Source organism: Picosynechococcus sp. PCC 11901 (assembly GCF_005577135.1).
In the GTDB taxonomy this organism is placed as follows: Bacteria; Cyanobacteriota; Cyanobacteriia; order Cyanobacteriales; family MRBY01; genus MRBY01.
Map to the genome: position 1 here is coordinate 1380780 of NZ_CP040360.1, position 21894 is coordinate 1402673.

Annotated in this window: 22 protein-coding genes; 6 read left to right on the forward strand and 16 right to left on the reverse strand. The window is 50.2% G+C overall.

What is annotated here, in order from left to right; genetic code table 11:
• Positions 1-14 precede the first annotated feature (14 nt).
• Positions 15-632 (forward strand): cation efflux transmembrane domain-containing protein, encoded by a 618-nt coding sequence (locus tag FEK30_RS07645; RefSeq protein ID WP_030005944.1) that lies wholly within the window; start codon positions 15-17, stop codon positions 630-632.
• A gap of 97 nt (positions 633-729) precedes the next feature.
• Here the strand turns inward: FEK30_RS07645 and typA are convergent, their stop codons facing one another.
• On the reverse strand, positions 730-2523 hold the full coding sequence (gene typA / locus FEK30_RS07650; protein WP_138072710.1) for a translational GTPase TypA: 1794 nt from the start codon (positions 2521-2523) through the stop codon (positions 730-732).
• A gap of 277 nt (positions 2524-2800) precedes the next feature.
• On the opposite strand from typA, the gene FEK30_RS07655 reads away from it, so the two are divergent.
• Positions 2801-3295, forward strand: coding sequence for a PH domain-containing protein (locus tag FEK30_RS07655; protein ID WP_138072712.1), 495 nt, complete (start codon positions 2801-2803; stop codon positions 3293-3295).
• Here the strand turns inward: FEK30_RS07655 and FEK30_RS07660 are convergent.
• From FEK30_RS07660 to FEK30_RS07675, 5 genes are all read right to left on the reverse strand, one after another.
• Positions 3292-4572: an FAD-binding oxidoreductase gene (locus FEK30_RS07660; RefSeq protein WP_138072714.1), complete on the reverse strand. Its 1281-nt coding sequence runs from the start codon at positions 4570-4572 to the stop codon at positions 3292-3294. The genes FEK30_RS07655 and FEK30_RS07660 overlap by 4 nt on opposite strands.
• Positions 4573-4576: 4 nt before the next feature.
• Positions 4577-4750 (reverse strand): DUF8621 family protein, encoded by a 174-nt coding sequence (locus FEK30_RS16745; RefSeq protein WP_012306340.1) that lies wholly within the window; start codon positions 4748-4750, stop codon positions 4577-4579.
• 62 nt (positions 4751-4812) lie between these two features.
• The gene (locus FEK30_RS07665) at positions 4813-6612 is read right to left on the reverse strand and encodes an ABC transporter ATP-binding protein (protein WP_138072716.1); all 1800 of its coding nucleotides are present in this window, start codon (positions 6610-6612) and stop codon (positions 4813-4815) included.
• Positions 6613-6638: 26 nt separating this feature from the next.
• Positions 6639-7394 (reverse strand): phosphonate ABC transporter ATP-binding protein, encoded by a 756-nt coding sequence (locus tag FEK30_RS07670; RefSeq protein ID WP_138072718.1) that lies wholly within the window; start codon positions 7392-7394, stop codon positions 6639-6641.
• A gap of 9 nt (positions 7395-7403) precedes the next feature.
• Positions 7404-8237, reverse strand: a complete 834-nt coding sequence (locus tag FEK30_RS07675; RefSeq protein ID WP_168191132.1) for an alpha/beta hydrolase — start codon at positions 8235-8237, stop codon at positions 7404-7406.
• A gap of 192 nt (positions 8238-8429) precedes the next feature.
• On the opposite strand from FEK30_RS07675, the gene rlmN reads away from it, so the two are divergent.
• Together rlmN and FEK30_RS07685 are read left to right on the forward strand one after the other, a co-directional pair.
• Positions 8430-9470: a dual-specificity RNA methyltransferase RlmN gene (rlmN, locus tag FEK30_RS07680; protein ID WP_138072722.1), complete on the forward strand. Its 1041-nt coding sequence runs from the start codon at positions 8430-8432 to the stop codon at positions 9468-9470.
• Positions 9471-9504: 34 nt separating this feature from the next.
• The gene (locus tag FEK30_RS07685) at positions 9505-9801 is read left to right on the forward strand and encodes a TatA/E family twin arginine-targeting protein translocase (RefSeq protein ID WP_138072724.1); all 297 of its coding nucleotides are present in this window, start codon (positions 9505-9507) and stop codon (positions 9799-9801) included.
• A gap of 31 nt (positions 9802-9832) precedes the next feature.
• Here FEK30_RS07685 and FEK30_RS07690 read toward each other — a convergent pair whose 3' ends face one another.
• From FEK30_RS07690 to ureE, 4 genes are all read right to left on the reverse strand, one after another.
• Positions 9833-10297 (reverse strand): hypothetical protein, encoded by a 465-nt coding sequence (locus FEK30_RS07690; RefSeq protein ID WP_138072726.1) that lies wholly within the window; start codon positions 10295-10297, stop codon positions 9833-9835.
• A gap of 73 nt (positions 10298-10370) precedes the next feature.
• Positions 10371-11534, reverse strand: coding sequence for a glycosyltransferase family 4 protein (locus FEK30_RS07695; RefSeq protein ID WP_030005953.1), 1164 nt, complete (start codon positions 11532-11534; stop codon positions 10371-10373).
• A 23-nt stretch (positions 11535-11557) separates the two neighbouring features.
• Positions 11558-12916 (reverse strand): MFS transporter, encoded by a 1359-nt coding sequence (locus FEK30_RS07700; RefSeq protein ID WP_138072728.1) that lies wholly within the window; start codon positions 12914-12916, stop codon positions 11558-11560.
• Positions 12917-13023: 107 nt separating this feature from the next.
• Positions 13024-13473 carry an urease accessory protein UreE gene (gene ureE, locus FEK30_RS07705; protein WP_012306349.1) on the reverse strand — a complete coding sequence of 150 codons (450 nt, stop codon included), beginning with the start codon at positions 13471-13473 and terminating at the stop codon, positions 13024-13026.
• A 152-nt stretch (positions 13474-13625) separates the two neighbouring features.
• On the opposite strand from ureE, the gene FEK30_RS07710 reads away from it, so the two are divergent.
• Positions 13626-14168, forward strand: coding sequence for an HD domain-containing protein (locus tag FEK30_RS07710; protein ID WP_138072730.1), 543 nt, complete (start codon positions 13626-13628; stop codon positions 14166-14168).
• Positions 14169-14710: 542 nt separating this feature from the next.
• Positions 14711-15568, forward strand: coding sequence for a pentapeptide repeat-containing protein (locus FEK30_RS07715; RefSeq protein WP_138072732.1), 858 nt, complete (start codon positions 14711-14713; stop codon positions 15566-15568).
• On the opposite strand, the gene FEK30_RS07720 is transcribed toward FEK30_RS07715, so the two are convergent.
• From FEK30_RS07720 to FEK30_RS07745, 6 genes are all read right to left on the reverse strand, one after another.
• The gene (locus tag FEK30_RS07720) at positions 15569-17059 is read right to left on the reverse strand and encodes a GMC oxidoreductase (RefSeq protein ID WP_138072734.1); all 1491 of its coding nucleotides are present in this window, start codon (positions 17057-17059) and stop codon (positions 15569-15571) included.
• 86 nt (positions 17060-17145) lie between these two features.
• Complete coding sequence (locus tag FEK30_RS07725) at positions 17146-17739, reverse strand: cytochrome c oxidase subunit 3 (RefSeq protein WP_138072735.1); 594 nt, start codon at positions 17737-17739, stop codon at positions 17146-17148.
• A 117-nt stretch (positions 17740-17856) separates the two neighbouring features.
• Complete coding sequence (gene ctaD / locus FEK30_RS07730; protein ID WP_030005960.1) at positions 17857-19512, reverse strand: cytochrome c oxidase subunit I; 1656 nt, start codon at positions 19510-19512, stop codon at positions 17857-17859.
• 82 nt (positions 19513-19594) lie between these two features.
• A complete protein-coding gene (locus FEK30_RS07735; protein ID WP_138072737.1) occupies positions 19595-20488 on the reverse strand; it encodes a cytochrome c oxidase subunit II in 894 nt (297 codons plus the stop codon).
• Positions 20489-20507: 19 nt separating this feature from the next.
• On the reverse strand, positions 20508-21107 hold the full coding sequence (locus FEK30_RS07740) for a DUF2231 domain-containing protein (protein WP_138073767.1): 600 nt from the start codon (positions 21105-21107) through the stop codon (positions 20508-20510).
• Positions 21108-21110: 3 nt separating this feature from the next.
• A complete protein-coding gene (locus FEK30_RS07745) occupies positions 21111-21611 on the reverse strand; it encodes a DUF2231 domain-containing protein (protein WP_012306358.1) in 501 nt (166 codons plus the stop codon).
• Positions 21612-21894: the final 283 nt, after the last annotated feature.

Genomic DNA, 21894 nt, shown 5'->3' on the forward strand with positions numbered 1-21894 from the left:
TGTAAAACCAAGTCATGGATGATAATTGCTGTCAAGCTAAAGCTTGTGCGTTGTCGAAACTAAAGCAACAACAAGCAAAAGTACTTTGGGTCGTGTTGTTTATCAACGCAGCAATGTTTCTGGTCGAGTTTGGGGCTGGGATTCGAGCGGGTTCCCTCTCTTTAACTGGAGATTCTTTGGATATGTTGGGAGATGCCTTGGTCTATGCCAGCAGCCTGTATGTCATTAACAAGAGTGTGCAGGCCCAGGCTGGAGCCGCATTCCTTAAGGGAGTCATTATGTTTTTGTTTGCGGTTGCAGTGTTTGCAAGGGCAAGCTACCAATTGTTCGCAGGCGTTAGCCCGGAAGCTTCCATCATGGGCATGATTGGTATTGTCGCGTTATTCGCGAATTTACTCTGTCTACTGCTTTTGACACGTCATCGCAACGATAATCTCAATATGTCTTCTGTTTGGTTGTGTTCCCGCAATGACATCATTGCCAATACATCCGTGTTAATTGCTGCCGGATTGGTGTTTCTCACGAATTCTAATCTGCCAGATTTGTTGGTGGGTTTTCTCCTGACCTTTGTCTTCGCCAAATCAGCCAGTAAAGTTTTGTCGCAATCGTGGCGAGAAATGCAACAACAATAACTAGAAACAAAAAAGGCTGATCCCACATCATGGCAGGATCAGCCTTTCTTAAAATCACTAACATTCACCCTTCAGGTGTTGGGTCATGCCTAGAACATTAGCGTTTTGCCATTTTCTTCGTTTCCACTTTGCGAAGACGGATGGATTCAGGCGTGACTTCTACGAGTTCCCCAGGGCCGATATATTCGAGGGCGCGCTCTAGGTTCATTTCCATGGGGGCTTGTAACTGAACTAGTTCATCACCACTGGCAGCCCGATGGTTCGTGAGCTGCTTCGCCTTACAAACGTTTAGCTCTAGATCTTGGGGACGGTTGTGCTCCCCGACAATCATGCCTTTGTAAACCTTAGTGCCTGGGGTAATGAAAAATTGACCGCGATCCTCAGCGTTCTTGAGGGCATAGAAGGTTGCTGTGCCTTCTTCAAAGGCAGTGATGACGCCGTTGTAGCGAGTGTCGAAGTCGCCACAGAGGGGTCGATATTCCAGGAAACTATGGTTCATAATGCCAGCACCGCGCGTGATCCGGATAAATTCACCCCGGAAACCAATCAAACCACGGGCGGGTACCACAAATTCGAGTTGAGTCCGTCCACCTGCGCCAGCTTGCATATCTTGCATTTCCCCTTTGCGCTGACCGAGTCGTTCGATACAGCTACCCACTGCTTCTTCCGGGACATCGAGCACGAGGTATTCAAAGGGTTCACAGGGTTTGCCATTCACTTCGCGGTAAATCACCTTGGGCTGGGCCACTTGGAATTCGTAACCTTCCCGACGCATGGTTTCAATCAAAATACCCAGATGCAGTTCACCCCGACCGGATACAGCAAAGCTATCGGCGGATTCACCATCTTCGACCCGCAGGGCCACGTTGGTTTCGAGTTCTCTTTCGAGGCGATCGCGGATTTGGCGCGAGGTCACAAAGGTTCCTTCCTGGCCCGCAAAGGGGGAATTATTCACAGAGAAGGTCATCTGTAATGTAGGCTCATCCACCTTAATTAGTGGTAAAGCTTGGGGATCTTCAGGGGACGTTACCGTTTCCCCAATATTGGCATCAGCAAACCCGGCAACAGCGACGATCATTCCGGCGGTTGCTTCTTCGAGTTCAACGCGATTTAAGCCTTCAAAGCCCATCAGTTTAGCCACTTTTGCCTTGGCAATGGTGCCATCTTCCTTGACCAGGGCTGCCTGTTGTCCCGCTTTAATCGTGCCGTTGTGGAGACGACCGATGACAATCCGACCAAGGTAATCGGAGTAATCGAGGGTTGTAACCTGCAACTGGAGGGGCTTATTAACATCTCCGGCTGGCGGGGGAACATGCTGCAGAATCGCTTGGAAGAGGGGTTCCATATCCTCATTGGTATCGTCGAGGGATTCCCGGGCGAAACCAGATAGACCAGAGGCATAGAGGGTGGTGAAGTCACATTGATCGTCATCGGCACCGAGTTCAACGAACAGATCAAAGACTTTATCAACGGCGGTTTCAGGATTGACGTTGGGGCGGTCGATTTTATTAACGACAACGATCGGGCGTAGACCTTTTTCGAGGGCTTTTTTCAAGACGAAACGGGTCTGGGGCATTGGGCCTTCGTTGGCATCGACGATCAAAATGCAACCGTCTACCATGCCGAGGACACGCTCTACCTCACCACCAAAGTCGGCGTGGCCAGGGGTATCAACAATATTGATCAGAATGTCGTTGTAACGGACGGCGGTATTTTTGGAAAGAATCGTAATACCCCGTTCCCGTTCGAGGTCATTGGAGTCCATCACGCAATCGGGGATGTCTTCGCCTTCTCGGAAAATGCCGGATTGATGTAAGAGAGCATCAACAAGGGTCGTTTTACCGTGGTCAACGTGGGCAATAATCGCGACGTTACGAATGGGAAGAGACATAAATTTTACGGATGGTTCCTAAGACCTGTAAATTTTTTTGACAATTTCTGCCCAATTGTAGCCTAATTATCATCTTTCTTAATATTTAAGTTGTGAAGTTTCGGCTATTGGGCGGGCGAAAAATCCAGGGTAGCACCGTCACGGCCAAGATTTACGAGATAAATGTGCGGAAATGTTGAAGGGTGCCAAGCAATACTGGCCAACAGAGATAAAACTTTACCGCTGCCGTAATTCTTGGGGAACTTTGCTACCGTGAAATCAGCTTTTTGTCACGGTTATGGAAAATAGTCTGTTTTTTAAGGCTCCCTGGAGTCAAACTTTAATCACCATTACAATTCTTGTTTGCGTAGTGTTGTTGGCCATGGTGCTGCTGTTTTTGATTTTAGGACTCCAACAACAGAATCCTTATTTTTTGCTGTGGATTATTTTGCCCATCGGCATTGTGGTAATGACGGCGTTATTTATGGTGCGGGGCTATCATCTGGACGGCGATCGCCTTTATGTTGAACGCTTGGGGTGGCGCACAGAAATCGCTTTAGAAAATCTAGAAAGTGCCACCTACGATCCCACCGCCATGGATGGTTCGTTACGGCTGTTTGGTAATGGTGGTTTATTTGCCTTTACCGGAAAATTTTGGAATAAAAACTTGGGTCACTACAATGCCTATGCCACAGCGGTTCGTTTAGCGGTTGTTCTGAAATGGCCTAACCAGACTATCGTCGTCACACCAGAGAAGCCTGAACAGTTTGTCGCGGCAATTCTCCGTCGTTAAATGCCGCCCACAAAGCGGTGGGGACTTAGGATATTTTGGGGATCAAATTGCTGTTTAATGCGGCGCATCAACGGCAAGGCATCGCCTGGATAGCCCCAGGGTTCAAATTGCTGCTTGAGGCGATAGGGAGCGTCCAAAATTGTGAAAAAACCGTGGTGGGCCTGACAAAAGTCCCGGATCGTTCGGAATTGCCGGAGAAATTGGTCATGGGGAAACGCAATGATACCTAGGCCACTTTTGCAATGGATCCGGGCGATCGCCTGACCATTGGTTAGGGTCTCAATGTATTGCAGCAAAGCCATACTTTGATCGGACAAAATGCCAACTTTAGCGCTGACCTTTTCCCCGGATAAAGCGTCCCGTAGCTGTTCCCAGAGATTAAAGTTCTCCGGTTGGCTGACTAAACCCAAACGTTGCCCGATAGCGTCTAATTCCTGTAATTGTGCTGTGATACTCTCGCGGATCGCCTCAAAACGCAGCAACAAACCCCAGTCTTCTCCAGTTCCCCTTTGCAACTGTTGTAATAGTCGAGGCGAGAGGAGATCTGCCGCCGCTGGTGTAACTACAGAATTTAAAATTTGGCCCTGAGCCTGGCGTATTTGCGCAGACGACCCAAGCATTAAGATCGTTTGGGACTGCTCTTGGATCGGATAGAGGCGAAACGTTAATTCGGTAATCGTCGCCAAACTGCCATGGGAACCTGTGAGGAGCTTCATCAAATCATAGCCCGCCACATTTTTAACCACTTTTCCCCCGGCTTTTGCCAAGGTGCCATCGGCCCGGAGCATCGTAATTCCCAGGAGTAAATCCCGCACACCACCGTAACGTTGACGTAAGCTGCCGGTATCCGCTGTGGCCACAATTCCCCCTAGGGTTGCTTGGTTGGGGAAACTGGGATCGAGGGGGAGATACTGTTTATGGGGCCTGAGATGGTTTTGTAGTTCAGCAAAGGTAATCCCTGCTTCCACCGTAATGGTTAGATCATTAACGGCGTGATCCACGATGCGATTTAGCTGCCGGGTGCTCACCAACCAATCTACTTTCGGAGTGAGTCCACCCCAGGCGAGCTTTGTGCCGTTACCACAGGGGATAATCGTAATTTTTTCCCGGTGGGCTGTGCGGAAGATTTCCGTTAGGGCCGCGCGAGAGTGGGGCACAAGCAGGGCTTCGGGGCTTTGACGGCTGATCCGTTCCATCTGCCGATGCCAATGGGGATGACAATATTGCCACGCTTTTAGATCGATATTCTGGGTACCGGGATCAACCACCAAAGCCATGATTTTAGTCTTCTGGAGTTAAGGCGATCGCCTCAACTTTTGCCGTATTTTCTTCAACTTCAGTAATTGCCCACCGGAGCACATCACCCCGCTTTTCGAGCTCTGCTTCAATTTCCTTGGGCAAATCTGCCGGATTTTCCTGGAGATCAATTTCTGCGGTAATGAAGTGGGTTGTCATCGGCCCGTTCCTTAGTGAAAATTCTGTGTCCATTATCATACCAAGCAAAGGAAACGCCCCGTCTAGTCTCCCAACATATGCAAACGATAGAGGCTGGCATACAACCCATTTTGGGCGAGGAGTTGATCGTGGTTCCCCGTTTCGAGGATTTCTCCCTGCTTTAGGACAATGATTTTATCCACATCCCGGATGGTTGAGAGACGGTGGGCAATGATGATCGCCGTGCGGTCTTCGAGGAGTTGTTCTAGGGCCGACTGAATTAGCGCCTCTGTACCCACATCCAGACTTGCCGTCGCTTCATCGAGTACCAGAATTTTTGGATCCCGGATTGCAACCCGGGCAAAGGCCAACAGTTGTTTTTGGCCCCCAGAAAGATTTGTACCCCGCTCCCGGAGAGCTGTGCGATACCCCTGGGGCAGTTCCTCAATGAGTTGATCGACGTTGGTCAGTACTGCGGCCTGCTTCACCGCCTCAAAGGGATACTCCTCCCCCAGGGTAATGTTGCGTTGAACATCTCCAGCAAAAAGAAAGCTTTCTTGGAGGATGACGCCAATGTGCCGCCGCAGATCTTCTTGGGGCAGATCACGAATATCAATGCCATCAACGAGGATCCGTCCTTCACTAGGGTCATACAGGCGACAGAGTAAACGGATGATCGAGCTTTTTCCGGCCCCCGTTGGCCCCACAAGGGCGATTTTTTCACCGGGTTTGATCTTAAAATTCAGGTTTTTCAGGACATATTCCCCAGGCTTGTAACCGAAGGAAACATTATCAAAAATAATTTCACCGGAGGCAGAATCCGAGAGATTTAAAGAAGTCGTTAAATGCTGTTGTTTATCTTGGATCTCGATGGGCTCCGACATCAATTCTGTCACCCGTTCGATGGCCGTTAGTCCCGACTGGAACATGGTGAATTTGTCGGCAAATTGGCGCAGGGGATTAAATAACCGCTGGGAATAGAGAATAAAGGCAGACAACACCCCAAAGCTCAGGGCATCCTGGAAAATCAGCCAGCCCCCCAACCAGAGCACTCCGGCGATCGCCACCAACGAAATCCATTCCAGGGTGGCAGAAACAGCCGAATCATGGAAGATTGTTTTGTTAACGGACAGACGATAGCGGTCATTAACCGTCCGGAATAACTCGGCATTCAGGGCTTCCCGGCGGAATAATTGCACAATATTAATCCCCGCAACGTTTTCCTGGAGCATCGCGTTTAGTTGGGAGAGTTCTTCCCGGGCTTGGTAGTTGGCTTTGCGGTATTGCCCCTGAAAATAAATGATCAAAAAGGTGACGGGCAACAACATCAAAATGAGGAGCGTCGCTAGCTGCCATTGCAACAAAAAAATCGACACAATAATCACGGCCAGGGAAATGACATCATTAATGATGCCGATCGCCCCACTGGCAAAAACATCACCCAGGGCTTCCACGTCATTGGTTAAACGGGTGACGAGCTTCCCGACGGGCATCCGGTCAAAGAAGCGAGAAGAAAGGGATGTGACGTGATCGAATAAATCCTGGCGGATGCCTGCGGTAATTTCCTGGCCCACTTTTTGAACGAGGTACCCTTGGATCGAGGTGAAGGCCAAGCGAATCACAATGGTGGCTAACAGAATCCAGATTAAACGGTTAATCCCTGCTGGAATGCTGAGATCAGCGAGGATGCCCCACACGGTTTCGCCCCGCAATAGGGAAACCGCCTGACCGACAACGAGGGGCTGAACCGCACCGGCGATCGCCAAGGGGATCAGCAAAACAATCGACACAACAAGGGTAATGAGATTTTTCTTGGCGTAGGGAAGGAGCTTCCCGGCCAGTTGCCAATCATTTTTCGGAACAGAAGAGGATGCGATCGCCATGGAAATTTTTCAAGAAATGCAGACATCTAGTATATCGATTGCTCACCATAGAGGTGGTTGATTTGGGCCTCACTGACCGTTGTGGTGGGTTGATCAAACAGAATTTTGCCGCCCTTGAGACCAATTAGGCGATCGCAGTGGCTCCGGGCAAATTCTAGGGAGTGGAGGCTGACGACGAGGGTTTTTCCTTGGGTTTCACAAAGCTGCACCAGCAAATCCATCATTTCCCGACTCAGTTGAGGATCAAGGCTAGAAATCGGTTCGTCTGCGAGGATCACCGCCGGATTTTGCACCAAGACCCGCGCCAAGGCAACCCGTTGTTTTTGTCCCCCCGATAGGTCACTGGTTTTAGCAAAGAGTTTTTCGGGAATGCCCACCTGTTTCAAGACAGCTTCGGCCAAGGGACGCTCCTGGGGAAAGATCAGGGAAAACATTGCCTGGAGGAACGACCAACGCCCCAGATGACCCGCGTTGACATTGTGAATGACGGTCAGACTTTCGACCAAATGCAGTTGTTGGTAAATGGTACCAAGCTGCCGTTGGATGCGTCGCCGTCCCCTTGGGGAGAGGGTTGCGATCGCTTCCCCCCAGATGAGCAATTCCCCCTGGGTTGGTTGTTGTTGACCATTGAGGAGACTAAGGAGCGTACTTTTACCTGCGCCACTGGCCCCAATCAGGCCCACCTTCTCGCCGGGATAAATTGCAAAATTGAGTTCCGTCAGGGCCGCAACACCCCGGAAGTGACAAGAGAGCGATCGCCCCACAAAAATTGGTTCTGTCATCTGTTTTAATCACCCGTGGCAGAGGGCACGGTGAGCTTCGAGCCAGATAATGCCCTGCTGGATCGTGGCTGGGCTCACAGCGGCTAGATTATGGTGGTCGGCCCCAGGCACAGCTTGAAATTGCTTGGGTTCATTGGCGATCGCCCACAGTTGCGCCCCCATGGTACTGGGGACTGTTTCATCCAATTCCCCGTGGCAAAAGAAAATCGGTAGCTGGAGTTGGGTAATTTTAGCTGCTGAATTAAACCGCTGGTGTAGAAGGAAAGAGACGGGAAAAATCCGATAGAGGGGTTTGGTGGTAGACATGGCTAACATCGAGGTGAAGGTACCCTCTAAAAATAAGCCGCCCACCGGGTACCGCTGGGCCAATTCAATGGCGATCGCCCCGCCGAGGGAATGGCCGTGGATCGTCAACTGCTGGGCTGGGATCCCCTTAGTCTGGGTGAGAAAGGTATAGGCCGCCGCTGCATCTTCGTACACCTGGGATTCTTGGGGAAAGCCAGGACTGCTCTGGCCATAGCCCCGATAGTTAAAGGCCAAGACCGAATAGCCCGCTTGGTACCAGAGGGCGATCGCCTGGAAATTGTAAGCCGTTAACCCGCCATTCCCATGGAGAAATAGTAGCGTTTTGTCCCCCTTGTTCTGGGGTAGCCACCAGCCCGTTAATTGTTGCGTTGAAGTGACGGGGATCGTGATCGTTTCGTAGGGTAGAGCAAAATCCGATGGCACTGGATGCAAGGGTTGGGCTTGGGGTTCAAAAATAATCCGCCGCTGCCCAAAAAAGAGATAACCACAGCCCCCCAGATAGAGTAATACCAGTCCAATTAATAGCCAGCCAACCATTATTCTCCTTGCCATACGCCACCTTTAAATCATAGGCAGATTCCCTGGGGGAGCCAAGGATTTAAGGACAGTTTTTCAATTGTCTGGGCACCTGATCAGGAAGCAGCGGCCCCTATGCCACAATGGAAAAGGAATTGTTTAACTTTATCCCTTAACCCAATCACAGGCGATCGCCCCTTTTCCTTGCAACCCATGCCCCAAGACGTACTCCTCGGCAAAAGTCTCCCGGAACTGACCCACTGGATCGAAACCACTGGTCAACCCGCCTACCGTGGCAAACAGCTCTACAATTGGCTCTACCAAAAAGGGATCCATGACCTGAGTGAAATCACCGTCTTTCCGAAGGCTTGGCGCGAACAAATGGGCACCTATCCCGTGGGGCGATCGCAGATCCACCACCAACGTACCGCCCCCGATGGCACCCGCAAATATCTCCTCCAACTCCACGATGGCTTAATTATTGAAACGGTCGGTATCCCCACCGAAAAACGCCTCACCGTCTGTGTTTCTTCCCAGGTGGGCTGTGCCATGGCCTGTGATTTTTGTGCCACTGGCAAAAGTGGTTTTACCCGGCATCTCCAGGCCCATGAAATCGTTGATCAAGTGCTCACTGTCCAAGAAGATTTCCAGCAACGGGTCAGCCATGTGGTGTTTATGGGTATGGGGGAACCCCTCGCCAACCTCGAACAGGTGCTTAAATCGATCCAAAGCCTAAACCAAGACATCGGCATTGGCCAGCGATCGCTAACAGTTTCTACCGTGGGGGTACCCGATCAGATCCGCACCCTGGCCCAGCAGAATCTGCAAATCACCCTAGCAGTAAGCCTCCACGCCCCGAACCAAGCCCTCCGGGAATCGATTATTCCCACCGCTGTCCATTATCCCATTGAGGAGCTGTTGGACGAATGCCGCGAGTACGTCGCCATCACCCGTCGCCGCCTCAGTTTTGAATACATTTTGCTGGCGGGGGTGAATGATCTGCCCGACCATGCCGCCGAATTAGCTAAAAAACTAAAAGGGTTCCAAAGCCATGTGAATTTAATTCCCTACAATCCCATTACCGAAGTGCCTTTCCAGCGTCCGGGGAAAAAACGGATCAATGTCTTTAAGCAAATCCTCCAGGATCACAAGATCGCGGTGAGCGTGCGTTATTCTAAGGGCTTGGAGGCGGATGCGGCCTGCGGTCAACTGCGATCAAACCTCCGACGATCTGCCCCGGCAACGGTAAAATAAAACAGCAAAAATCCACCCTTAACCCCCAGAATCTATGAATATTTTCGGGATTGGCCTGCCAGAAATGGCCCTCATTTTTATTATTGCTCTGTTAATCTTTGGCCCGAAAAAGTTGCCAGAGATTGGCCGGAGCCTTGGGAAAACAATCCGCAGTTTCCAGGATGCCTCCAACGAGTTCCAGGAAGAATTTAAGAAAGAAGCCGAAAAAATTGAAAAAACTGTTTCGATGCAGGCCCGCCTAGAGGAAGGGAACGGCGAAAAAGTCGAGGCTTCGGAACCGAAACCGGAAACCTCTGATCAGGAAACAAAAGCTGATACCCCATCTAGTTAGGGATTAACTGGGTTTGTCCTTGGTGTCTTGTTTAAGCCCACTGACTGCCTGGGGTTTGACGGGGGCGATCGCCTAATAATTGTTGTTGAACGGCCTGTTGCAGATCCTGGCGGCGAATTTCAAGGCTCCCCTGGGCTTCGGTGAGGATCAAGCTATCAACGGCAGCCAGCGAAAATAGCTGAAACAACAGGTGGGTGACGGGCAGAGGCACAGCAATTAGGGACGGATCGGCATTGCTGCCCTGGTGCTGTTGGGCGAGGGCGAGGCTTGAGAAGCCGTAGATAACGGTTTTGGTCTGCTGGGGATCGCTCTGTTGGGCAAGGGTCGTAATGAGCCAGTCCCCCTCTAAAGATTGGCAAACATAGTATTCGAGGGATTGTAGGTTTTGGGCGAAGGCTTTGAGGACTGGGGCGATCGCCTGGGCCATCACCTGGGGCATCTTGCCATCCTGGGGGGCTTGGTCAATGAGGATTTGCAGTTGTTGGTCTAAATCCATAGAAAAATATCAAGGCGATCGCCAAAAAATACATTGGTCTCCCCATGATAAACCTTGGCCCATGGTAAGTCCTTTAGGGAAAACTTTGCACTGGAGCCGGATGGGGGGCAGACGCCGCCGTGGGACACAGTTCTTGGTAAGTTTGTTCGAGCTGACTAATATTGTTCTGCAAGGTGTAACGTTCTAACACCCGCTGCCTCGCTTTGTGACCCAGGATTGTAACTAATTCTGGTTGTTCGCGGAATAAGGGTAAAAGGGTTTTCAATTGTCCGGTGACCCCCTGGGTATCGAGGACAACCCCGGCTCCTTGGTTGAGTACTTCCCCATCGGCGCCGGCATCCGTGGCAATGCAGGCCAAACCGCAGGCCATTGCTTCGAGGAGTGATAAAGACAATCCTTCCACCAAAGAGGGCAACACAAACACATCCGCCGCCCGGAGGAGGTCAATCCGCTGGGTTTCATCGCCGACGAACCCAAGCCAGCGGACCCCTTGATCTTCGGTGTAAAGCAATTCCAGGGAAGCCTTGAGGGGGCCATCACCGACCATTAACAGCACACAATCTTCCCCCATATTGGCCAGTCGCCAAGCCTTGAGGAGGGCTTCTACATTTTTTTCGGGGGCAATGCGGCCTTGGTAAATGAATACCCGTTTCGCTTGGAAGGTATGGCGGTAGGCACTGAGGGCCGGGGCATATTTTTGTTCATCGACGCCATTGGGAATGATGCGCACCGTATCCCGTGGTACTCCCAGTTTGACGAGCATTTCTTTTTGGATTTCTGAGAAGACGATCACCCGGTCATAGTTGGCTAGACAGGGGGCATAGAGCTGGTAGGTGAGGTATTGGGTGCTGGATTTGAGGTTGCGTAGTTTGCTGTCAAAGGGAGGGTGAAAGGTAGCCACTAGGGGCAAATCGAGTTCGCGGCAGATGTCGGGCAGCCGAAAATCTAGGGGCGAGAGGGTCAGGGAGGCATGGACGAGGTCTGGCTGAAATTTTTGGAGCGATCGCATCAGCACTTGACTCGATTTCGGACTGGGGATCGTGTAAATTTGCGACTTGTAGAGGAAGGGTAAAAAAACCTCTGGGCAGTCCCGCCATTTTTGGTCACATTCTTCTTGCTGGGCAAAGTGGAGAAAGCTCACTTGATAGCCCCGATCAAGGAGATGATTGGTCACTTCACGGCCATAGGTGACATTGCCACAAAAAGGAGATTTTTTACCGAGCCAAGCAACATGCATTGAGGGGGATCCTGTGGTGTGCGTTAGGATTTGATTGAAATATACCAGTTCAATACCCCTCCGGCGATCGCCAATCCCGAAAGACCTAGAAGCACTGGTTGCAGGCCAAAAAAGGTTTCTGCCACCCCAGCCAGGGCCAGAGGTAAAGATAGAGCAATATTAACAGCATTATTCTGTAAACCGAAAACCTTCCCCCGGAGGACTGCCGGAGTTTCGCGCTGGATCGTCGTCTGCATCGGCACTCCCACCAGGGCCGCAAAAAAGCCAAGACAGGTGGTACTCAAGAGGGCAAAAACCAAATTGTGAATCGAAAAAGAAAGGGCAATTAAGGCGATCGCCGTGCCGATAGAACCCCAAAGGCTGAGGGTACGGTAGGGTAACTGATTCCCCCAGTGCCCCAAAAAGAAAGCACCAATCCCCAAACCAACGCCGCCTGCGGCCAACAAAAAGCCAAACTGCTCCGCCTTTAACCCCGGAATTTGAGCCGCCAAACTCACCGCCAACACCGCCAGGGCCGCAAACACAGAAAACAAAATCACCAATTGGATCAACGCATTGCGCACCCGGTGATTTTGATTCAAATAACTTAGACCGTCTTTAATATCCTCCCAAACATGGGGTTGTTCCCGTTGGCGATCCGTTTCCGTTTCATTGGTCTTCAGGGCCAACAAAATCAAACCGGCGATCGCATAGCCTCCCCCAACTACAAATTCTTTCCCCCAAGTCCCCGTAATCCCGAAAGATTCAACTAGCTGATCCGCCAGGCCCAACAAGGGTTCTCCCACCGCAAAGCCCACAATTAACAGGGCCATCATCGTGGTGGTGTAGAGGGAATTGGCCGCCAATAAATGTTTATTCTTCACAATGAGCGGTAAAGTCGCCTGTTCCGCTGGCGCAAAAAATTGTGTCAAGGTAGAAACAGCAAAGGTGATCCCCAATAAAAAGACAAATCCAGGGGGAAGCTCCCACCAATTGGGTTGATCTTGCACGAGCCAGAGTAAGAGGGGGATGCAAAAAACAAAGACGCCCCGCAACAAATTCGAAATAATCAGCACCCCTTTTTTAGACCAGCGATCCACATAAACCCCCGCAACGGAACCAAACAAAATCGCAGGCACCGTAAAGGCAATCATGATCGCCGAGACCCAAGCACTAATGCTCTGAGCCGCCGTTTGAAAGTGACTGGCAATCAAAGCAATCATCAGCACGAGATAAATCTTGTCGGCCAGTTGTGAAAAGATTTGACCAAGCCAAAGGACGAGGAATTTCGGGTTGCGCAACACAGGTCCAAAACCATCTACACTCTGGGATGGGGCCACGCCCATCTCGGTTTGGGAAGTATCTTTAGGGGAGAGGGTCGGTAGATCCGTTTCCGTTGACATGGGTGCTCGGCAACCAAAAAGTTGATAAGGGAATCACTCTTAAGTATAAATCCTGCGATCGCCTTATGTTGGGGAGTTACCGCCCAGGATTCGCCCAGATTGTGTGCTTAGTGATGATGGCCATAGGCCCCATCTTCCGGAAAAAAGGGCAACATTTCCTGTTTAAGTTGCAACCCCAGTCGGGTGAGCATATCTTCGAGTACGTGGTCAGGGGAGAAGCGGAGATACTGGGGATGCACCTCTAGGGGTACATGGCGGTTGCCAAGGTGATAGGCAGCCCTGAGTAGCTCCAAAGGGGTCGAGGCCGTGACGGTAACCACGGGTTCAGGTTTTGCCTTAACCTGTACGAGGGTAGAGCCAGTCGCGTCTTGAAAGTAGTCATCGGGATGGATATGGCTGCCACGGGATAAGTTGAAGTGAATCGCTTGGCCATTGTCTAACTCTAGGCGTTGGCGGCTCTTTTGACGTTCGGCAGCGGTGAGGAACAACTCCAGATCTACTTGGATCGGTGCCTGGGGTTGATATTTTTGGGTCAAGATTAAGTCAGCGTTAGCCATCGTCTTTAGCGATATGGAAGTACAAGAAAACCGGCAATCCTCAAGGAATAAGCATTAGTTTAGTCTAAATCGCTTCATAAAGTTCTATGGGAAAGTAACAAAAAGAATGTTACGAGAAAAGTATTCGTATAATAGTCACAAAAAGGTAATCAATGAAAATTTGGGATCAAGATAAATATCAAAAAGCATGGAATTTCGCTTCAAATGCACACAATGGTCAGAAATTACCAGGCAGTGATATTCCTTACATCAATCATCTTGGACTGGTTGCCATGGAAGCAACAGCAACGGTAGCCCATGAGAGGATTGACAATCCAAACATTCTTGTTTTGTGTGCATTGTTGCATGATGTCATTGAAGATACTTCTACTACATTTGAGGATGTAAAACGTGATTTTGGGATTGAAATTGCCGACGGGGTTTTAGCACTGACTAAAAATACAGAGCTGCCTTCAAAATTTGAGCAAATGAAAGATAGTATCAACAGAATTCAATTGCAACCTAAGGAAGTATGGATGGTTAAATTATGCGATCGCATTACTAACTTACAACCACCGCCAATGCATTGGAATAAAGTCAAAATAGCTGCATACCAGAGTGAAGCACGGTTTATCTTAGAACAACTCGGTGAGGCCAGTCCGTTTCTTGCACACCGATTAATCGTAAAAATATCCGATTACGACCAATATCTATAGGAAATATGCCTCAATTATTAATTTACGAAAACTTTGAGATTTTTAGCGATTTTTAGCGATCGCCAACCGGGAAGGTTAGCCTGGAGGGGTCTAGTCGTAAACCCGATCAAACCGATGAATACTAAGACCCTTACACCAGTCGCTCAACCGACCAAAAATGTAGGACTTTTATTTGGGCGGCTGCCTCGAAAAGATATTTCCCCAAACCACCCTGTAAACGGCAAAGGAAAATGCACCCATAGCGGTTGTAGTTGCCCCTCATTCGTTGATCCACCCGGAGGTTTTGACTGCGCCCGCTGCGGCCACCCAATGTCCGAACATTGGTAGAACGTTCATCACCGACAAAAATCTGAGTTCCCCAAAACTGTAAAGCTGATTTTGGTCAGTCCACTACCTCCACAGCCCCCAGAAATCGGGTGTTGTGAAGGTAGTGGTGTCAATTCCCCTTTGTCATTTCTGAGAATCCTGAAGCCTGTATAAAGATTAGAGTGTTGCCAAATCGAGGACGCAATAATGGGATCAGTATTCGGGGAGTCTCAAGAATGCCCAAGCGATTCAAGCCATGGCAGCCAAAGGAAAAAATTAACAAGGGGTGGACAATGGGGGCGATCGCCTTGCCAGTTGTGCTCTGGATGACGGGGTGGTTATGGTGGCTCCCTGGCCAAAGACAGCAAACCAATTATCCTCATCTATCCCAAAACGAAAACGTTACCTTAGTTGACTCCCATCGCGATCGCGAAATTTTAGCCAGCGACCTCCGGGCGATCGCCGCAATTGTTGGCGGCATTTTCCTATTCCTCAGTTTCCGCAGGGCCACAAAAAAGACGAAAACCACTGACTTCTGCGGTGCGGATCTCAATGATGTTAATTTCTGTGGTGCGGATCTCAATGGCGTTGACTTTTGCGGTGCGAGCCTAATTGAGACCAACTTTAGTGGTGCCAATCTCAGCGGTGCTAATTTTAACGGAGCTAACCTCAGCCGCGCCAATCTCAACGGGGCTAACCTCAGTGGTGCGGCGCTCCAGTATGCGAATCTCAGCCGCGTGAATCTTAGATACGCCAACCTCAGCGGCGCTGACCTCAGGTATGCCAATCTCAGTGATGCTGATCTCAACTGTACCCTCCTGAGTGATGCCAACCTCAGCGAGGCGAATCTCAGTGGTGCCCTGCTCTTTTTTATCAATTCACGGGACGTGCTTAACCTTGAACCCATTCAACTCAAGGCAGAGCCCTCGCCCTTTCTTTGTAACGTTGCTCTCCCTACCTATGCCCAGCATCCAAAAATGAATCCCAACCGTGACTGCAACCGTATTCCGCGATTATTGAGCGATCGCTATGATATTTCCCTTGAAGAAGCTCAGGGGATCGTCGAAGAAGCGCGACAACATCACTGGGATTAATTATCTAAGGATTTCTAACAGGCGATCGCCAACCCGGAGGGCATTGGCAATGACCGTCAACATCGGGCTAGTGGCACTGCTAGACGGGAAAAAGCTACTGTCTACCACGTAGAGATTTTCCAGATCATGCATTTTGCAATGGAGATCGAGGACGGAAGTGGCGGGATCTTCCCCAAAGCGACAGGTGCCGCACTGGTGGGCGACGACGGAGATGGGCATCCGGGCGTAGGGATGGGTGCCTTTAAATTCCTTATCCACCGCCTTAAGAATCTGCTGCCAACGGTATAACAGGCGGTCGTGGGCTTCGAGGTTATTCTCGGTGTAGTTGAGGTGAACTTTATTATTTTTGAGCCACACGCGATTTTCGGGATTCGGTAAATCCTCCGTTTGTAGCCACCAACCCAGGGAGCGGGTCGCCAACTGTTTCAGCCCAAATTTTGGTAAGAACTTCGCTGCCACGGATATTAAAGGGGGCGATTCGGAGAAAATAACATCCTGCAAAATGCCGCCGGAATCCTGCACATGACCCATAGGATAGGGGAAATCTTGGTCACCCCAATAGAAATCATTCACATAGAGCGATCGCTGGAAAAGACCATCTTTAAGGGTGGGTTCCTGCTCCACGATGACCGTCATCAACTGCTTCATGAGGTTGCGACCGACCAGCCCGGAACTATTGCCTAAACCGTTTTCATGTTTGGCGTTCGCTGATTTGAGGAGTAATGCCGCTGAGTTAATCGCGCCGCACGCTAAAACCACGATGTCCCCCACAAACAAAAAAGCTTGGTTTTGGATGACCGCCTGCACCCCCTTCACGATTTTGCCGGAGGGATCGGTGTGGATCGAGGTGACCTGCGCTCCCGTTTTCAAGGTCAGGCGATCGCCGACGCGGATGGCGGGACTAAGGCCTGTATCTTCTGAGTCCGTGCGTCCTTCCTGCCCGATGCCGATGGGGAGATAGTTCGGGTGCAAACCATAGTCCCTAAAACGCTGATCAATGGCATCGAGTTGGGGCAATCTTTCAACAGGGGGAAAGCCATAATCCTCACTCCGGGAGGGTTCCGTGGAGTCATCCCCGCCTTGCCCATGCACCTGGTATAACTTTTCCGCTTCGGTGTAATAGGGTTCAAAATCGGCGTACTTTAACGCCCACTCTGGGGAAATGCCATCTTTGTGTTCCACCGCTTCAAAATCCTTTTCCCGGAGCCGCATCAACACCCCGCTATAGATTTTTGTGTTGCCGCCGACGCAATAACTGGTTTGGGGATGGAATGGCTCACCGTGCTGGTCGTACCACTGTTCCGGGGCGTGGTATTGCTCTTTTTTAAAAACTTCGACTTCGGTTAATTCGGAGCTTTCCTTCTCGGAAAATTGCCCCTGTTCTAGCACCAATACTTTCTTGCCTGCATCCGCCAATTTCCGGGCGATCGTGCCACCACCTGCCCCAGTTCCAACAACGATTACGTCATAAATTTGGTCATCAATAATCATTACTTACACACCACTATGTCTAAAAATGTTTGTAGGGCAAAAACTCGTCAATTTTTTGTCAAGAAAAAGATCGGCGATCGCCCCAATTATTGCCAGAGATAAATTAGCCCGAAAAGAATCATCCAAATCACATCCACAAAGTGCCAAAACCATGACGTTGCCTCTACGCCATACTGTCCACCCGCATAATTATTCGGCAGAAAAGAACGTCCCAGCATTACCCCTTGTAGCAAGACCCCCGTTAGGACGTGCAAGCCGTGAAACCCCGTCAGCAGATAGAAAATTCCGCCATAGACCCCAGACGTAAACCCAAACTCTAAACTCTGCCATTCCACCGCCTGACCATAGAGAAAATAACTCCCCATTGCCATTGTGAGTAGCCAGAAAAAACGGAAGCCCCAGAGATTTTCTTTATGCAGAAACCGCTCCGCCAGATAGATCACACCGCTACTCGAAACCAGCACCACCGTATTAACCGCCGGATCATGGATTTCTAAACCCTCCACCCCCGGCGGTAACCAATCCGTTGCCGAGAGTTTGTAGACGATATAACCCACAAAAAAGCTGATAAAAATCACACTTTCCGACATGAGGAAAACGATAAAACCAAACAGACGATGATCCTCTTCTCCATGTCCGTGGCTTGTTGCCGAGATCGGGGTTTCATTGATGGCAGTCATAACAATAATCGCAGTGTTAAATTTCTAGGTAGGAGGGGTGCTCGGCAGGGACGGTAAGGGCGGTTCGCGAACCGCCCCTACGAATGGTGATGGGGCAACAACAAAAAAATCATGGGTTTAACCCCCCAGATTTTCCGTGAGGGGTTCCGATTTGCCGTAGCCATAGGGTTCCGCGATGACGATGGGCAACTCCTCGAAATTTTCATGTTCCGGGGGAGAAGGTACTAGCCATTCCAAACCGATCGCCCGCCAGGGATTTGCGGGAGCGCGATCGCCGTTAATCCAGGACGCAATCATATTGAGCAAAAAAGGAATCGTGGACATGCCGAGGATAAAACCGCCGATACTGGCAATCACATTCCAGAAGGCAAACTCCGGATCATAGGACGCAACCCGACGCGGCATCCCCATTAACCCCACTGGGTGCATCGGTAGAAAGTTCAAGGTTGTGCCGATCATCGTTAACCAAAAATGCAGTTTGCCGAGACCCTCGTAGTACATCTTGCCCGTCATTTTCGGGAACCAGTGGTAGACCGCCCCATAGATCCCAAAGACAATCGCCCCGTAGATCACATAGTGGAAATGCCCCACCACAAAGTAGGTATTGTTCACATGGATATCCACCGGAACCGATGCCAACATAATCCCCGTGATTCCTGCAAAAACGAAGTTAATCAAACCCCCCATCGCAAAGAGCATCGGCGTATCCAGGCGTAATTTTCCACCCCAGAGGGTCGCCACCCAGGCGAAAACTTTGATCCCCGTCGGCACAGAGATGAGCATCGTTGAAAACATAAACAACATCCGCATCCAGGGGGGCGTACCACTCGCGAACATATGGTGTACCCAGACCACCGCACTAAGGACAACAATAATCATCGAGGAAACGACGACCACCTTGTAGCCAAACAAGGGCTTGCGGGCATAGACAGGGAACAGTTCCGAGAAAAAGCCAAAGACGGGCAACACCATCACATACACCGCCGGGTGGGAATAGAACCAGAAAAAGTGCTGGTACAGAACTGGACTTCCCCCCTGGGAGGCATCGAAGAAGGTTGTGCCCACTGTCAGATCGAAGAGTAACATCACCGCCCCAGCAGTTAAAGCGGGTAACCCAAAAAGCTGAATAATTTGTGCCGCTAGCACCGTCCAGACAAATGCCGGCGTTTTAAACCAGCCCATCCCTGGACACCGCATCCGCACAATGGTCGTAACAATATTCACCGCCCCCAGGATCGAGGAAACTCCCGACAGGGCAACGGAAACCAACCAGAGAAATTCACCATTGAGTAAAACCCCTGCTGGATTCTGGATACTCACCGGCGGATAAGACCACCATCCCGATTGGGCGGGTCCCCCCGGAGCCAGGAAACTGAGGATTAACAGCGACCCAAACACCGGAACCATCCAAAAGGCGATCGCATTCAGTCGGGGGAATGCCATATCCCGCGCCCCGATCATTAGGGGAACGAGGTAATTCGCGAAGCCCGCCAACACCGGAAATGTCCAGCCGAAGAGCATGATGCTGCCGTGCATCGTAAACAGGGCATTGTAAACGGTGCGATCCACGAGATCCGGTTCTGGGGTAATCAATTCTCCCCGCATGATCATCGCGAAAATTCCGGCGACGAGGAAAAAGAAAAAGGACGTGACAATGTATTGCAGTCCGATGACTTTGTGGTCGGTACTAAAGGAAAAGAAGGTACGCCAGTTGGGCAGGTTGGTGAGGGGTTGTCCCTCGTTGGTCAGGGCTTCTGGGGGAGCTTGGGTCATGGTTTGTGAGCGATTACGGAATTACAGAAAATTTATGGAAGACTGACAAAAAAATTCAGAGGAAAAAGGTCAATAAACAAAATCAGGGATGATAATTCACCACGGGCGGCGGCGCAGGGGGCACGGTTTTCCAGGCGGCGCGGTCTTCTTTCTGTTGACGGCGGGCGTATTCACTGACGGCTTGGTTTGGCGCTGGGGTCGGGGTTTGGCGGGCGGCTTGGTTTAACCAGGTTTGGTAGTCTTCCTGGGATTCCACCACCACATCTGCTTGCATCGCTGCGAAATAAGTGCCACTAAATTGGGAATCACGGATGCGGTATTTCCCTGTTTTGATCGGTGTAAATTCAAAATCGGTGTCTTCAAAGGGGATCACGTCCTGCTTCACCCGAAAGGCAGGGATAAAAAAGCCATGGATCACATCGGGCGATCGCAGAATGAAGTGGGCGCGTTGATTTACCGGGAGATGGAGTTCGGTGCTGGTAATATTTTTTTCGGGGTAATGGAAAATCCAGGCCCATTGCTTGGCAGTGACTTCCACATTGGTGACGGGCATCTCCATGGTGGTTTTCCCTGTAGAAACATTGGTCACTAAAGCCTCTTGGTGCATATGTCCCGGAGGTTGGATATTCATCTCGCGGTAGGTTTGATAGCTGAAATAGGCGAGATAAATGACAATCAAAAAGGGGATCGTTGTCCAGATAATTTCTAATTTGACGTTGCCTTCGATGGGGGGACCGTCGCTGGTGTCATAGCGTCCTGCCCGGTGGAAGAGGATCGAATAGGTCATCGTGCCGGCAACGCCGAACAGGATAAATGTCCCGATCGCCACCAGGGTGCTAAAGAGCCGATCCACCAGTTGGGATTCCACGGAAGCCTGGGGCGGCAACCAACTGTAAGACCATTGCCCGACGTTGTAGCTAAATATCCCTAAAATTAGGGCGATCGCCGAAAGTGAAATAATTGTTTTTAATTTCATAGCCTAATGTTCCTCACCCCTACCGCAACAGCACATTGGGATCTTCGCCGAGCCGGAGCAGATGACCTGCTGTATTGTGCGCGCCAAATTCTGCGGCTAACTGAGCGCCCAAAGTGCCGTGGACATACATCACAAACATAATCACCAGTCCCGCCAACAGATACCACCATTGCACCTGGCGACTGCGATCGCTGCGCCACACATAGCGCTGAAAGCCTCGCCAAACCGTCATGCCAACGATTAACGCCAGTAACAGCACGCCGCCGATGCCGTGCCAAATCATCGTATCTATCGCATTAAAATTCCAGGCACTTTTTACCTCAGACGGGGCATCCATCAACAGCATTTCGTAGAAACCCGCCGCCACCGTAAAAAAGGTAATGATTGACGCCGCCACCATGTTGTACCAGCCCACATCAAAGAAATTAGAACGGGTGGCCGGGATCGCCAGATATTTAAAAATGGGACGCTCAAAAGTAAAAAATACACCGACAATATCGAAAGCAATACCAATGATGAACAGCCCCAGGGTCAGATGCACCAGATTTGGGTGGATGGGAATGCTGTAGGGTAAGCCGTTTGCCCCCAAATCGAGTTGATGGATCAGATCAGAATACATCACTTATAAAAGTCCCTCTTTCGCTGCTTGGACAATCTCTGTGGTGTGGAGCCCGTAAACCCAGACCAATTTATCGCCGAGATAAACCTGGAAAAAGACAATTCCCGTCAAAATTGCTCCCATACCCAGATAGGACATCGGCAAGGTTTCCGGGTTTTTAGAGCGAATCACGTAGCGCCAACCAGTCAAGGCCGCGATAATCCCCGACAAAGACCAACCAATGATCGTGTGGAGATTCAGCACGGGTTCAACGGCATCGTAGGCGATCGCCAAACCTGCTTCGATTTGTCCGAAGATAATGGCAATAAAAATCGAAACCGTGGCGACGAACATATTCCACCAGCTCACTTCATAGAGTTTGCTGTTGCGGCTGAAATAGCCAAGCACATCACAGAAAAAAGCAAATAACACCATCGCAATCACAAAATGCACCACAATCGGGTGAATTGTGTCGGGATAGGGCAGATTATGCTCGTTGAGGGGGGGAAGAAGATTATCAAACATGAAAATTGCATGGAGAGGATGCGACCCAGTCCCCAAGAATTCTGAAGCCTTAGCAACTTTTAAGTTACTAATTTTCCAAAAAGAGAGTCCTTTGGGTTTGGTAGGTTTGGGTCATAGTAGATCAACACCAGAACCAGAAAATAAACTAAAAATCTGAGTTGAGTGAGTCCGGAAACTAGAACAAGAGACGGCAATGAGGAATACTGATACCCAAAATTTTTTAGGTATTTTGACTTGCAAACCATACTAGCTCAGATCAAAAAAGGAGGGGTGGCGATCGCCT